This window comes from Gilliamella sp. Lep-s35, from assembly GCF_009795845.1.
Taxonomy (GTDB): Bacteria; Pseudomonadota; Gammaproteobacteria; order Enterobacterales; family Orbaceae; genus Gilliamella.
The window spans coordinates 54,866-69,448 of record NZ_WTEX01000004.1; the positions used below are offsets into that span (position 1 = coordinate 54,866).

Genomic DNA, 14,583 nt, shown 5'->3' on the forward strand with positions numbered 1-14,583 from the left:
ATAGCTTATTTTTAATTTTATAGAATAAAAAATGTAATTTTTAAAATTAAATACTGTATGTAAATGTATTTTAAAAAGTTATTCTTCATTAAGTAGATCACTGTGCGCTATCCATAAATATTGTAACATTGATAATAAGGTTAAGAATGCTGCAAGAAATAGGGCTGCAAGTCCTGCGTAAATGACCATATCACAAGGTCGCCAAAGTAGCCAAGTTAACGCTGTCATTTGTACAATCGTTTTGATTTTGCCAATTGATGAAACAGCAACACTGTTACGTTTGCCAATTTCGGCCATCCATTCACGTAGGGCTGATATGATAATTTCGCGCGAAACAATAATAATTGCCGGGATTGAGATCCACCACGCTTGGTAATATTGCGTAATTAAAACTAATGCAATGGTTACCATAATTTTGTCAGCGACGGGATCTAAAAACGCACCAAACTTAGTGGTTTGACCTAAACGACGGGCAAGATAACCGTCTAATACATCGGTCACCGCAGCAATTAAAAAAATCAATGCAGAAAAAAAGCCAGACCATCGATGAGGAAATAAATAAAATGCCAACACAAAAAAAGGGATTAAAATAACTCGAAATAATGTTAAGGATGTTGGAAAATTAATTTTCATGTGACATAAGCTCTTTTTTTTCTTTATTAATCAATATATTACTGATTATTAAAAAAACAGTATTTTCTTGGCGTTTATGTTGCCTGAAATATGTTATTTTTTCAATGTGTTATTGCTTTAAATTTAGATAAATTTTTTCTGCTAATGGCTTGGATATGCCTTGTACTTGTGCTATTTCGTCAATACTGGCATTTTTTAGCTCTCTTAATCCGCCAAAATGTTTTAGTAGTGCTTGACGTCTTTTGGCTCCAATGCCTTCAATATGTTCTAGGGCACTATCAGTAAGTTGTTTTGTCCCTTTTTTGCGTTGCCCAACAATAGCGTGATCGTGCGATGCATTACGAATTTGTTGGATGAGTAATAGTGCAGGGGAGTGATCATCAAGATAATGTCCTGTACCATGAGCTTCAAAAAAGAGGGTTTCTAATCCTTCTTTACGATCAGCACCTTTAGCAACACCAATTAGTATAGGATGATTTTTGTTCCAATTTACCTCTAATTGTTCAAATACCTTTAGAGCTTGATTAAGTTGCCCTTTACCACCGTCAATAAAAATAATATCAGGAATCTTTTCGTCGGGTAGTTCTTTTTTACTGTAACGGCGCGTTAAGACTTGTTCCATTGCCGCATAATCATCGCCAGGTGTGATACCAGTAATATTATAACGACGGAATTCAGATTTAACAGGTCCTTTATCATCAAATACAACACAAGATGCAATCGTGTTTTTACCCATAAAGTGGCTGATATCAAAACATTCCATTCGGTTAATTTTATCGATTCCCAAAAAAGATTTTAATGCGTCATATCGTTGTTTTATTGTGGAATTTTCTAATAGCTTATTTTTAACTTCAGTTTGAGCGTTTACTGTTGCAATATTGAGTAATTTAAGATTATCTCCTTTAGGTTCATCAATGAGTTTAACTTGATGCTCTGCAATAAGTGACAGTGTCTCTTCCATTGGTTGTTTATCTGATAATGAAAAATTGAGTAAAATTTTTCTCGGAATATTTCTATTCTGATTACCTTGTAGATAAAATTGTCCTAAAAAAGTTTCTATAACTTCTTCTAGTTCTGTATTTGATGGTACTTTAGGAAAGTATGATCGATGACCAAAAGTTTGTCCGTTACGAATAAACAGTACATAGATACAAGCTAATCCTAATTCATAATGGAATCCAATAACATCAAGATTATCATTATTATTGTATATTGCTTGTTTTTCATTAATGTGTTTTATTGCTTGAAGTTGATCACGCAAAACCGCTGCTTTTTCAAAGTTAAGCTCACTACTAGCTTTTTGCATATCTTCAGTTATTTTTTGTAGTATTTGATCTGATTGACCAGATAAAAATAATCTAACATAGTTAACTTGTTCAAGGTAATCTTCATCACTAACTAGACCTGGCACACAAGGGCCTAAGCAGCGCTTAATTTGGTATTGTAGGCAAGGACGTGTTCGATTTCGATAAGTTGAATTTAAGCATTGTCTTATCGGAAATGTTTTTTGTAATAAAGTTAATATTTGTTTTACCGCATATCCACTTGGATAAGGCCCAAAAAACTCATCTTTTTTTCGATTTATCGCCCCTCGATAAAGTGAAAGTTGTGGATGGCGTTCTTTACTTAGTTTTATAAATGGATAACTTTTATCATCTTTTAAAAGTACATTGTATTTGGGCTGATGTTTTTTTATATAAGTTTGTTCAAGTAGTAATGCTTCGGTTTCGGTATTGGTAATCGTGAATTCGATACGATGGATATGGCTGACTAGCATATCCGTTTTTAATGTTTTTTTGCTGTTATTAAAGTAGCTTTTTAGTCGATTATTAAGATCTTTGGCTTTTCCCACATAAATAATGGTTTCTTTATCATTAAACATTTGATAAATACCCGGTTTATGTGGGACTGTTTTTAAAAAAGAATTTGAATCAAATTGGCTCATATTAGTTTTCGAAAGTGAGGGCTTTTTTCTCTATAATCCTCATAATGGTGCTAAGTAAGCCATTTATCAAGAGGTAAACTAAGCCAGCAACAATAAAAATAGAAAAATCATAATCCTTACTATTTAATTGGTTGCTATATCCCATAATGTCCATCACGGGAATCATCGATGCTAATGCCGTGCCTTTTATAACAAAGACAACCTCATTAGAGTAAGTTGAAAGTGCTCGTTTTAATGCATAAGGTAAAATAACTTTTAATGTTTGTTTTTTATCCATACCAAGTGCTTCACAAGCTTGCCATTGGCCTTTTGGTAAAGATTTTAGCGCGCCGTAAAAAATTTGCGTAGTATAAGCTGTACTATTAAGTGTTAAGGCTAAGTATGCACAAAACCAAGGTGATGAAATGAATTTGTAAAATGCAGGTACTTTACTTAATGTTTCAACTATTAAGGTTAAGTATGCACAAAACCAAGGCGATGAAGCGAATTTATAAAATATAGGTACTTTACTTAACATCTCGCTAAATTGCGATGAGCCATAATAGATTAAAAATAGTTGTACAAGTAGTGGGGAACCCGTAAATAAAATAATATATGTACGAATCGCTTTCGTTAAAGCATACGAATTTAATGACAATAAACACGATAAAATGATTGCCAGCAATCCAGCCGATAAAATCCCTAAAATTCCTAAGCTTAATGTATTAGGCAGACCTTGGAGTATGATTTTAAGGTAATAAATAAAAGTATCAAACATAATAAGACCTTACTAACTTTTTGCTGATGTTGGTTGTTCAAAATAGGTTGAACACTTTTCAATTCGAGATATAACTTTTTGACTTAAAATTGAGATGATTAAATAGATAATCATTGCAATGAAATACCATAAAAAAGGTTGATTTGTTCGAGCTATAATTGCTTTTGTTTGCATCATTAAATCATTAATGGCAATAGCTGATACTAGTGCTGTATCTTTTAATAAAATTAGCCATTGATTACTTAATCCTGGTAATGCGTGGCGCCACATTTGTGGCATTATGATACGAAAAAACGTACGTGATTTACTAAGTCCAAGTACTTGAGCTGCTTGCCACTGTCCATTTGAAATTGCTTTAAATGCACCACGAAGTGTTTGTGAAGCATAGACAGCATACAAAAGTGAAAGGGCTGCAACACCACATAAAAAAGGGCTAACATTAAAATCTTGAATGTCTAGCTGTATTGTTAATGAGGTAAAGTAAAGGTTAACGGTAAAACCATCATTTAATAATATGAGTAACAACGGTAATCCGTTATAAATAGCGATAACAATTAATAGTTCAGGTAAAGCTCGAATCGTTAAATTAAAAAGTGACATTAACCATGCAACAGGTTTAATTGAAGACAATTCTAATAGCGTAAAAATAAAGGCAAAAAATATGCCTACCACTAATGATACTAAAGCTAATGATAATGTAATTGATGTCGCTTGTGTTAATGGCAATATATATCCATCCATAAAAGATAGAATCCAATTTATTTTATTTGTTAGAAAGTCTGACATAAGAAAACCGTTGTTAAATTAACATTATTTAATAAAAAATAAACTCGCCGCAAAGTATGCGGCGAGATCATAATGACGTCGATTTTTGCTATTTAATAACTATTTGTTAAACCATTTTTTATAAATGGCGTCTAATTCACCATTTGCTTTTAGTTTATCAATAGCTTGGTTAAATTGATTTAATAATTGATCATTACCTTTTCTTACCGCTATACCTAAACCTTCACCAAAAAATTCGCGATCGGTGATTTTGTCAGCTAATGGTACAATATCAGTCTCTTTACCTAGCCATTCACCAGCAACAATTGAGCTTGATACGATCGCATCAATTCGTTTTGCTTTTAAATCTAAAAAAGCAAATTGATAGCTATCGTAACTGACTTGTTTAACATCAGGGTATTTTTCACTTAGATATTTTGTATAAGTTGTCCCTTTTTGAATACCAACACGTTTGCCTTTTAATTGTTCAAGGTTAGTTAAGGTATCTTTTAAGGTAATAAACTGGATCGAACTATCGTCATAATAAATTTTAGTAAAATCAACTTGTTTTTGACGTTCAGGTGTCACATCAATCCCAGCTATTGCTGCATCGATTCGACGTGTTTTTAAGCTTGGAATTAAGCCGTCAAAAGATTGATTAACAATTTTGCAAGAAACTTTGATTTCGTCACAAATTTTATTAACCACATCAATATCGAATCCAACAATTTCATTTTTTTCATTCGTAAATTCAAAAGGTGCATAAGTTGCTTCTGTACCGATAGTTAAGGTCTCTGTAGCTTGAGCAACAAAAGCTGTGCTTGCAAGAAAAATAGCGAGTAATGTTTTTTTCATATATCCACCCAATTTTATTTTAATTAATGTGATAAGTAAGCTTTAAATTCTTCAGTTTTAGGATGAGCAAAACATTCAAGTTGACCTTGCTCTATAATTTTACCTTGTTCCATATAAATTACTTGTGAAGCAACTTTACGAGCAAAATCGACTTCATGAGTAACTATAATTTGAGTAATACCTGTCTGTGATAGTTCATTAATAATTTCAGCAACTTGTGAAGTGATAGCTGGATCTAATGCCGCTGTTGGCTCATCAAATAATAAGATTTGTGGCTCCATCATTAATGCTCTAGCTATTGCAACACGTTGCTGTTGTCCACCAGAAAGGTGAAGAGGGTAACGATGAGCCATATCATTAATTTGCAGTCTTTCTAATATAGCCATTGCTTTATCACTTGCTTCTTTTTTTGATAATTTTAATACTTGGCAAGGTGCTTCGATCAAATTTTCTAGCACTGTTAAGTGTGGCCACAAATTATAATTTTGAAAAACCATGCCAACATGTTTTCTTAATAATCTAACAGTTGATTCATTGATTTTTTTTGAAAAATCAAAATGTTCGTTAGCTATAGTCATGCTGCCTGATGTTGGGATTTCAAGTAAATTAAATACTTTTAATAAAGAGCTTTTACCAGCTCCACTTTGACCTAGTAATACAATGGTTTCACCCAATGGATAGCAAAGTGAAACATCATTTAATGCCTGATGCTCACCATAAAAGCAGTTAATATGGTTTAATTCAATGTTCATTGTTAATTAGATATTTTTTATGACGCTAAAATTGATTAAATATTACTTTTTTTTGCATAAAAATGCAATCTAATTTATTAGACTATCGCATTTTTATTTTGTTCTTATACCATAGTACATGGTTTTTCTGAAGCTTTTTGACAAAATCTTTATTATTAATAATGGCTATTGAGTATTGGATAGGATTGGAATAACAGGACCAAGATATTTAGGTTCTTTTTTAAGAATATAAAGATCAATAAAAGCACTAACTCGGGCAAACATTTCGCGGATTCGAACTAACTTCATGCTTTTAGGGGAAGGTACAGCAAAACATTGCGCTTGTATTCCTTGAGCAAGTGCGATGAAAATTGCTCTTTCACAATGAAATTCTTGAGTGATGATGGTAAAATCATTCGCATCAAATACCTTATTAGCTCGAACAACTGAATCAAGGGTTCTAAAACCAGCGTAATCCAAAACAATCGAATCATTAGGGATCCCTGCTTTTACTAAATCTTTTTTCATGGTAATGGGTTCGTTATAGCTCAAAAGAGCGTTATCGCCACTAAGTAAAAGATAATTAACTTTACCTTGCAAATAAAGCTCGATAGCGCCATCAATACGATTTTGGTAAAACCCATTAATAACGCCATTACGAACATATTTAGATGTACCAAGTACAACCCCAATCTCTCGATAGGGAAGTTTATTTTCATCGTGGTAGATATAAGGTGCCGTTTTATAACTGATCCAGTAATCTAAACTGACAATTACTGCCATTAAAAGAAAACAGAAGCTAGCAATATAAGCAATAATTTTTTTAAATTTCATGCTAAAACCAGTTAAAAATAAAAACCATTATTGGAAATAAAAACGGAGCTGTTAATGACGTTATGATACCACATAAAACTAATGATAATGAACTATATGCACCTTCATTATAGTCCATCTCAATACAACGAGCAGTACCGACTGCATGCGAAACCGCGCCAATGGATAATCCTCTTGCAGGAGCTGATTTTATTTTTACCAAATTTAATATCTGATGCCCAAATATACCACCTAGTGTTCCAACAAGTATTACACATAATGCGGCTATTGATGGTACTCCACCTTGGTTACTTGCAATGGTTACTGCAATAGCTGTAGTGACTGATTTTGGTAACACTGATGCGGCAATTTCGTTGTTTCCACCTAGCCAAAAAACAATACAAACCCCAGTTATCATTGATGCAAGTGAAGCTGTTAACGTAATAATCATTATTGTTTTCCATCTAGCTTTGATCTGTGGAATAAGTTCATATAAAGGGTAGGCAAGAGCAACAACAGAATAAGGTAACAAATCATTAATGATTTGCACATTACCAACATATTGTGTGTAATTTGTTTTGGTTATTAGTAAAATTGGGATTAAAACAATGACGGTAACCACTAAAGGATTAAATAATGGATTTTTGATTTTAAATGATATTTTTCGAACAATGAGAAAAACACAAAGCGTTAATGGTAGCATCCATATCATGGCTGATTATCCTCATTTTTGGGTGATACAATTGGATCTTGAGTTACTGTTTTGTGGAAATGTTCTGTTAAAAAAGCAGTAAAAAGTAGTACGATAAGGGTACCTCCAACACTGCCAAATATAATTGGCACCCAATTTTGTAATAAAAGTGAATAATTATCCATAATGCCCATTGCTGCAGGAACGAAAAGTAATGTCATGTAGCGCATAAAAAGATTACAACTATTTTTTATCCAACAAGTGGGAATTAATTGAAAAGCCAGTAAAAAAAATAAAATTAACAATCCAATAATACTACCCGGAATTATTATTGGTAATAATTTAGAGATTATATTACCTATCCATAAACAAAGAGTTAAAACAAGAAGGCCTCGACCATAACTAAAAGCAGTATAGTATAAAGAGTATAGTCGATGTTTAATTGTGGCGTGCTTGGCTAAAAAATGTTTCATAATATAAATGCTAATTATCTTAATCTTTAATTATGATGATTATCCCTATAGTTAGGATGAAATATATTTGTCTATATGATACGCCTGCTAAAATTAATTATCCAACTAAATAATGACAATAGTTATAAAGCTGTTTAATTATTGCTAATTTTTGAGGGTGTTGAATATAGTTTTCAGCAAGTTGTTCTAATGTTAATAAATAATCTTGTATTTTTAATGTATTAAGTTTGTCACGGCAATGATCTAGCCAGATTATTTGTTCTTGTTCTGTTAGTGTTTGTGGGTAATTTCGAGCTTTGTATCTGAAAAATAGAGGGGCTAAGCGAGAATCATCAAATTTTAATGATAAAGTATCTAATAAATTAGCAGGTGTTGTTCGAATTGTTTCGCAACGTAAACTATCTTGTTTATTTAAAAATCCATTATATATTTGGGTATCGACATCAGGATGAGTAGAATAATTTTCATTTATTGCAAATAATTCTGCCATTTTATTTTGTAGTATTTTTTGATGTTGGAATAATTTTTTTTGCTTGATTAAACAAAGATCTACATCAATATTAAACCTTTTGCTATTTTCTGATAATAATGTTTTTATTGGAGCAACAATGGGGCATTTATTAATATGAATTAACTTTAAAGGAATTCGTGATTCATTAAACTCAAGATCTTCTGTTTTGGTATAGAGCTTTTCTTTAATTTTTTCTACAGGTAGGTCAATAATTGAATCAATATCACCCATTAGGTCACAAACAATCACTGCGTTATTTTGTAATGGATGCCAAGCAATGGGGCAAACTAATGACATATTGCCACGATAGTTACCGAGCATACCTGATATGTGAATAATGGGTGTCATGTTGACGGTATTAATAAGTTCAGCAACTTTATTTTTATTGCGTAATGTAAAAAAATAGTTAAAAAGCTTAGGTTGTTTTTCTTTTATTAATTTGGCTATTGCAATAGTTGCATAAACATCTGACATTGCATCATGCGCATGTTCGTGCTCAATGTTATTTGCCTTTGATAAATGTTCTAAACGAAAGCTTGGCAGACCTTCATCATTTATTGGCCAATTAATTCCTTCTGGTCTAAGTGCATAACAAGCACGAACTACATCAAGAAGATCCCATCTGGAATTTCCATTTTTCCAACTATAGGCATAAGGATCATAAAAATTACGATATAAAATATTTCGCGTTACTTCATCGTCAAAGCGAATATTGTTATAACCTAAAATACATGTATTTGGCACACTAAATGCTTGATGGATTAAACGAGTAAATTCCGCTTCACACAGGCCTTTTTGATTTGCTTCTTGGGGTGTAATTCCTGTAATTAATGCTGCTTCAGGATTTGGCAAGTAATCTTGAGCTTGTGAGCAATAAATAACCAATGGTTCTTCAATAATATTAAAATCTTCATCAGTCCGAACACCGGCAAATTGAGCTGGTCTATCTAAAGATGGGTTAATCCCAAAGGTTTCATAATCATGGAAGTAAAAACTTGGCTGTTCTTGGTTATTTTTCATTGTGCTTCTTTGCTCGCAATTGTTCTTTTATTTATTTAAATTCAATAAAATATAATAAATTTTTGTTCATTTTTGTTTTTAGCTATTTAAGCATTTTTTAGTTGTTCACTTGCAAATATGTACAGATTGAGTACATAATTATACTTTCATGTGTGTACAGAATGTAGAAAATAAAATGGCGTTAAGTGATACAAAATCAATATTAAATAAACCTTGCACAGGGTTGCCTGAGTTAACCGATGGTGATAGTTGGGCGTAAGAATATCACAAAAAGTAACAATTGCATTTCAATTTTGTTTCAGATTGAATAAAAAAACTTGGTGAATGACAAGAGAGTGTTATCATCATTATTTGTCGATCACGTTGCATAGGGATTGTTGAAGATGATGCCTATAGTAGTTTAGCTTTTAAGTGTGATTTACCCATATCGCCTATTAAAAAGTTTGAACAGTCTAATCAAGTTATCTATTTAGGGGCGTTATCGAAATATATTGGGGGAAATATTCGTGTTGGCTGAATGGTTGCACCTCGGGATATTATCGAAAACCTAGCCAAAATTCGACAACATATCTATTCTGGGTTAAGCATTTTGCCACAATTATTAGCTCAAGAGTATTTGCAACATCATCATGCAAGTCATCAACAACAATTATGGCAAGCGTTACAAATCAAAGCCGAACAGTTGATGCTGTGGTTAAATAGTTATTTTGGTGATTAAATTAGCTATCAAGCCCCATTAGGCGGTTTACATTTTTATGCCCATTTACCAGTAAACACAGTAGCGCAAGAATCAACTTTGCTTAATCAACTGTTATTAGACGGCGTGATTGTGTCACAAGGTAGTAGTTTTGGCGATAAGCTAGGGATAATTAGGTTAAGTTATGGGCATTTTGAAGGGGAAGTGGTTTGTTAACTCAGCCGCTTATTACCATGATTGTTAGCTTTTAATTTTGTCGGATAGCATTTTTGTCGCAGCTAACAAATATTGAACAAATTCGCTTATTCTTTCATTTGGCATTTGGAATCGAACCCCTGATATGCTAATGGCTGCAATGACTTTGCCATTTTTATCATAAACAGGGGCGGCTAAGCAGGTGACTTCGTCAAAGTCTTCACCATTATCAAATGCCCAACCTTGTTGACGTATTTTTTGTAGCTCTTTTTTGTACGCTGTTTTTGTGGTGATAGTATTTTGTGTTTTTATAGTTAGATTTTCATTTGGGAACAAGTCATCAATGCGTTGTTCTGATTCCCAAGCTAAAAGCACTTTACCCAGTGCAGAACAGTGTAAAGAAAGTTTGCGACCTAACCAGCTTTTGACTTGAATGGCACTAGGGCTTTCAACTTTGGCTAAGTAGATGGCTGAATTACCGTCTAATACACCTAAATGGCAGGCAAGTTGTGTTTTATCCCGTAAAAATGAAAGTGGTTCAAGGGCTAAATCTTTTATATTAAATTGTTCGATTGCTTTATTCCCAAATTCATAAAAAACAAGGCCTAAAAAATATTTTCCTTCGTTTTGTCGTAATAATCCGTTAGTCACTAAGCTAGCAAGTAGTGCCGATGTTGAGCTTTGAGGTAACGATAACCCTTGATAGATTTGTGTATAGGTTGCACCATCGTGTTTTGCAATAAAGTGAAATATTCTGTTTGCTTTATCTATGGCAGGGGCTTGCGTTGTTATTTCGGTTGTCACAAATTACGCTCATATGTTGAAACTATTGTGATTATAAATATTTTTTTTATTTTCAACAACAGCAATTTTGTTTTGAACGTTTTGCCTAATATTTGATCGTCATCACATTCTTAATAAATAGTTACTCATTTATGTCTTAATTAAGTTGAATCACTTTGCTTGCAGCGATATATTGAAGTTAATTTCAATATTTTGTTGTAAAATTTAATTAGGAGTCATTATGAATCATTTTCATCCCTACTTTGGGGCTATTTGCCCGGCTATCACACCATTTAACAGCCAAAATAAAATCGATTTTGCGGCAATGGAAAAACACTACAAAATGCTAACTAATGCAAAAATAAACGGTATTTTAGTTATGGGGACTATAGGGGAGTTTGTCACTATGACTATTGATGAGCGTTTAGAAATTATTAAACAATCTCATCAATTTACTGATTTACCTTTGATTGTTAACGTGTCAACTACGGTTATTGATGATATGGTCAAACTTGCTGATGCAGCATTTGATGCTGGTTATGGCGCTGTAATGGCATTACCTCATTACTATTTTGCACAAACATCAAATCAACTATATGAATACTATAAATATTTAGACTCCAAATTTGCTGGCAATTGGTTTATTTATAATTTCCCTGCTAGAACAGGTTGTGACGTTGATTCTCAATTGGTTACTCGATTAATGACTGATTTTCCAAAATTCATTGGCATTAAAGATACGGTTGACTGTGCATCGCACACCCGATCTATTGTTTTAGCTGCGCAAAAAATTCGTAAGGACTTTGCGGTATTTTCTGGTTTTGATGAGTATTTTGTACCAAATTTAATGAACGGCGGTGCAGGGGTTTTGTCTGGTCTTAATAATGTAGTTCCTGAGCTTTTTGCTAATGTAATGACCGCTTTTAAACAAAATGATTTTAATGAATTAATGCAGTTACATAAAGAAATTAGCCGATTATCTAACATTTATAGCATTGGCGATGATTTTGTAACAACTATTAAAGTCGCAGTTGAACAAAAACAACATTATTTAGAACCAATATCACGAAATTTTGGTGGAAGCCTAAATAATGAACAAGTTACAAAAATAAAAACACTTTTTAATTGCTAATTAAAAGAGAGCTCACTTATGAAAATTAAACAATGTATCGACAAAGTGCCAGGAGGCATGATGTTAGTACCTCTTTTTTTAGGTGCGTTATTACATACTTTTGCTCCTGGGACTGCTAAATATTTTGGTTCTTTCACTAATGGTATTATTACAGGTGTTGTACCTATTTTGGCGGTTTGGTTATTTTGCATGGGAGCATCAATCAATGTCAGTGCAACTGGAACAGTATTGAAAAAATCAGGCACATTAGTTGTGACAAAGCTAGCAGTAGCATGGGCATGTGCCTTTATTTTTACTCAAATATTGCCTGATAATGGTTTAGTCAAAACGGGGTTTTTTGCTGGATTATCCGTTTTAGCGATTGTTGCATCGCTAGATATGACTAACGCGGGTTTATATGCGTCGTTGATGCAAGAATATGGCACAAAAGAAGAAGCAGGTGCGTCAGTATTAATCTCAATGGAATCTGGACCTTTAATGACCATGATCATCCTTGGTTCTGCGGGTTTTGCATCGTTTCAAACAGAACATCTAGTTGGGGTATTAATTCCTTTTATTGTTGGATTTATATTAGGAAACTTAGATGAAGACCTAAGAAGTTTATTCAGTGTAGGAACAAAAACACTAATTCCTTTTTTTGCTTTTGCATTAGGTAACACCATTGATTTGGCTGTTATTTTTAAAACAGGATTATTAGGCGTGTTTGTTGCTATTTTTGTTATTGTTGTTTCAGGCATACCACTTATTTTGGCAGATATATTTATTGGTGGTGGTCGTGGAGTTGCTGGAATTGCCGCATCGGGTACTGCTGGTGCAGCTGTTGCAACACCGTTTTTAGTGGCTGAAGTTGCACCAACCTTTGCCGAGGCTGCACCAGCGGCAACAACACTTGTTGCTGCATCAGTCGTAATAACCTCGATTGTGGTTCCTATCATCACCTCTTTATTTAGTAAGTATATTGCCAAAAATATTAAAATTAAGGAGTAATAGTATGGCTTATCGTATGATATTAAATGAAACTTCGTACTTTGGTGCAGGTTCAATTCATCATTTGATTGATGAGGTAAAAAAGCGCCATTTTAAAAAGGCACTTGTCGTTACCGATAAAGATCTTATTCAATTTAACGTTGCCACTAAAGTCACCAATTTATTAGATGAATTTGGTTTGAGTTATGATATTTTTGATGAAGTGATTCCAAATCCAACCATTAATATCGTAAAAAAAGGCGTAGAAATTTTTAAACAATCAGGTGCGGATTATTTAATTGCTATCGGTGGAGGGTCACCACAAGATACAGCAAAAGCAATTGGTATTATTATTAATAATCCACAGCATGCCGATGTGCGTAGTCTAGAAGGGGCAATTAATACCGAAAAACCAGCAGTTCCAATTATTGCTATTCCAACTACAGCAGGCACAGCAGCTGAAGTTACCATTAACTATGTTATTACTGATGAAGAAAACAAACGTAAATTTGTTTGTGTCGACCCACACGATATTCCTGTTGTTGCCATTATTGATAGTGAAATGATGGCATCAATGCCTGCTAGTTTAAAAGCTGCAACAGGTATTGATGCATTAACTCATGCTATTGAAGGTTTTATCACTAAAGGTGCATGGGAACTATCGGATATGATGCATTTAAAAGCGATAGAAATCATTAATCGGGCATTACGTGCGTCAGTTAAAGGTGACCCCAAAGGGGTAGAGGATATGGCTCTTGGGCAATATGTTGCTGGAATGGGATTTTCTAATGTTGGTCTTGGACTTGTGCATGGTATGGCTCATCCTTTAGGCGCTTTTTATGGAACACCTCACGGTGTCGCTAATGCTGTTTTATTACCTCATATAATGGAATTTAATGCTGAATCAACAGGTGAGAAATATCGTGACATAGCCAAAGCAATGGGATTGAATGATGTTTTAAATCAACCAATACAAGAGGTTCGTAAACATGTTGTTGAAGCAGTTAAACAGCTCAATAAAAATGTTGGTATTCCTGAAAGGTTGCGTGATATTGGAGTAAAAGAACAAGATATTCATGAACTTGCTAAAGCTGCATTTGAAGATGTTTGCACTGGCGGAAATCCACGAGAGGTTAATGAAAAAGAGATTGAAATGTTATATCGCCATGTTTATTAGTTATTAATAAATATTTAATAATTTGTATTTTATAAAAATAAATTCTTGGCCTATTGCGATAGTCCATTTGCTGTACTTATGACTATCGCCTTTTTGTAGATAGATGTTTTACTATCTGGTTTACTCTTCAATTGAATATTTATTCCAGTGTGCTATTTTGATAAAACATATTAGCTTACCTACCGGACGAAGGAGTTCAAAAAGGTCAAAAAAAGCTTGCTTTTTTAGTCAAAATAAAATGGATTTCATGGTAATTTAATATTTAATCTTATCAAAAAAACAAATAATAATCATTGCATTAAAAATGTTATCAACAGGCTTATTCAGTACTTATTAATCCATATAGTGAATAAATATCTTAAATTGCTTTTGAGTTACCTGCAAAATAAACCGTACCTAAAAAGTTGAAGATGAGATTGAGAAAATTAACACCATTTTA

15 protein-coding genes are annotated in these 14,583 nt (G+C 33.2%); 4 read left to right on the forward strand and 11 right to left on the reverse strand.

Going from position 1 to position 14,583, the window contains the following annotated elements; translation table 11 throughout:
• Window positions 1–78: 78 nt before the first annotated feature.
• The 10 genes from pgsA to sbcB form a co-directional block, all read right to left on the reverse strand.
• Window positions 79–633 carry a CDP-diacylglycerol--glycerol-3-phosphate 3-phosphatidyltransferase gene (gene pgsA / locus GQ590_RS02805; RefSeq protein ID WP_160406406.1) on the reverse strand — a complete coding sequence of 185 codons (555 nt, stop codon included), beginning with the start codon at window positions 631–633 and terminating at the stop codon, window positions 79–81.
• Between the two features lie 109 nt (window positions 634–742).
• Window positions 743–2,578 (reverse strand): excinuclease ABC subunit UvrC, encoded by a 1,836-nt coding sequence (uvrC, locus tag GQ590_RS02810; RefSeq protein WP_160406407.1) that lies wholly within the window; start codon window positions 2,576–2,578, stop codon window positions 743–745.
• Window position 2,579: 1 nt separating this feature from the next.
• Window positions 2,580–3,335: an ABC transporter permease subunit gene (locus tag GQ590_RS02815; protein WP_160406408.1), complete on the reverse strand. Its 756-nt coding sequence runs from the start codon at window positions 3,333–3,335 to the stop codon at window positions 2,580–2,582.
• 12 nt (window positions 3,336–3,347) lie between these two features.
• Window positions 3,348–4,076 (reverse strand): arginine ABC transporter permease ArtQ, encoded by a 729-nt coding sequence (artQ, locus tag GQ590_RS02820; RefSeq protein ID WP_160406409.1) that lies wholly within the window; start codon window positions 4,074–4,076, stop codon window positions 3,348–3,350.
• Window positions 4,077–4,220: 144 nt separating this feature from the next.
• Window positions 4,221–4,955, reverse strand: coding sequence for a transporter substrate-binding domain-containing protein (locus GQ590_RS02825; RefSeq protein ID WP_160406410.1), 735 nt, complete (start codon window positions 4,953–4,955; stop codon window positions 4,221–4,223).
• A 23-nt stretch (window positions 4,956–4,978) separates the two neighbouring features.
• Window positions 4,979–5,707, reverse strand: coding sequence for an arginine ABC transporter ATP-binding protein ArtP (artP, locus tag GQ590_RS02830; RefSeq protein ID WP_160406411.1), 729 nt, complete (start codon window positions 5,705–5,707; stop codon window positions 4,979–4,981).
• 165 nt (window positions 5,708–5,872) lie between these two features.
• Window positions 5,873–6,520: an ElyC/SanA/YdcF family protein gene (locus tag GQ590_RS02835; protein ID WP_160406412.1), complete on the reverse strand. Its 648-nt coding sequence runs from the start codon at window positions 6,518–6,520 to the stop codon at window positions 5,873–5,875.
• A 1-nt stretch (window position 6,521) separates the two neighbouring features.
• On the reverse strand, window positions 6,522–7,211 hold the full coding sequence (locus GQ590_RS02840) for a CidB/LrgB family autolysis modulator (protein ID WP_160406413.1): 690 nt from the start codon (window positions 7,209–7,211) through the stop codon (window positions 6,522–6,524).
• Window positions 7,208–7,663, reverse strand: a complete 456-nt coding sequence (locus tag GQ590_RS02845) for a CidA/LrgA family protein (RefSeq protein ID WP_160406414.1) — start codon at window positions 7,661–7,663, stop codon at window positions 7,208–7,210. The genes GQ590_RS02840 and GQ590_RS02845 overlap by 4 nt, the downstream gene beginning before the upstream one ends.
• A 97-nt stretch (window positions 7,664–7,760) precedes the next feature.
• Window positions 7,761–9,194, reverse strand: coding sequence for an exodeoxyribonuclease I (sbcB, locus tag GQ590_RS02850; protein ID WP_160406415.1), 1,434 nt, complete (start codon window positions 9,192–9,194; stop codon window positions 7,761–7,763).
• Between the two features lie 517 nt (window positions 9,195–9,711).
• On the opposite strand from sbcB, the gene GQ590_RS02855 reads away from it, so the two are divergent.
• Complete coding sequence (locus GQ590_RS02855; protein ID WP_160406416.1) at window positions 9,712–9,912, forward strand: hypothetical protein; 201 nt, start codon at window positions 9,712–9,714, stop codon at window positions 9,910–9,912.
• A 219-nt stretch (window positions 9,913–10,131) separates the two neighbouring features.
• Here GQ590_RS02855 and GQ590_RS12630 read toward each other — a convergent pair whose 3' ends face one another.
• A complete protein-coding gene (locus GQ590_RS12630) occupies window positions 10,132–10,890 on the reverse strand; it encodes an IclR family transcriptional regulator (RefSeq protein ID WP_202112847.1) in 759 nt (252 codons plus the stop codon).
• A gap of 220 nt (window positions 10,891–11,110) precedes the next feature.
• On the opposite strand from GQ590_RS12630, the gene GQ590_RS02865 reads away from it, so the two are divergent.
• The 3 genes from GQ590_RS02865 to fucO are packed head-to-tail and all read left to right on the forward strand — an operon-like array spanning window position 11,111 to window position 14,144.
• Entirely contained in the window at window positions 11,111–12,001 is an 891-nt protein-coding gene (locus GQ590_RS02865; RefSeq protein WP_160406417.1) for a dihydrodipicolinate synthase family protein, read from the forward strand.
• A gap of 18 nt (window positions 12,002–12,019) precedes the next feature.
• Window positions 12,020–12,988, forward strand: a complete 969-nt coding sequence (kdgT, locus tag GQ590_RS02870) for a 2-keto-3-deoxygluconate transporter (RefSeq protein ID WP_160406418.1) — start codon at window positions 12,020–12,022, stop codon at window positions 12,986–12,988.
• Window positions 12,989–12,992: 4 nt separating this feature from the next.
• On the forward strand, window positions 12,993–14,144 hold the full coding sequence (fucO, locus tag GQ590_RS02875) for a lactaldehyde reductase (RefSeq protein ID WP_160406419.1): 1,152 nt from the start codon (window positions 12,993–12,995) through the stop codon (window positions 14,142–14,144).
• The last annotated feature ends 439 nt before the right edge of the window (window positions 14,145–14,583 follow it).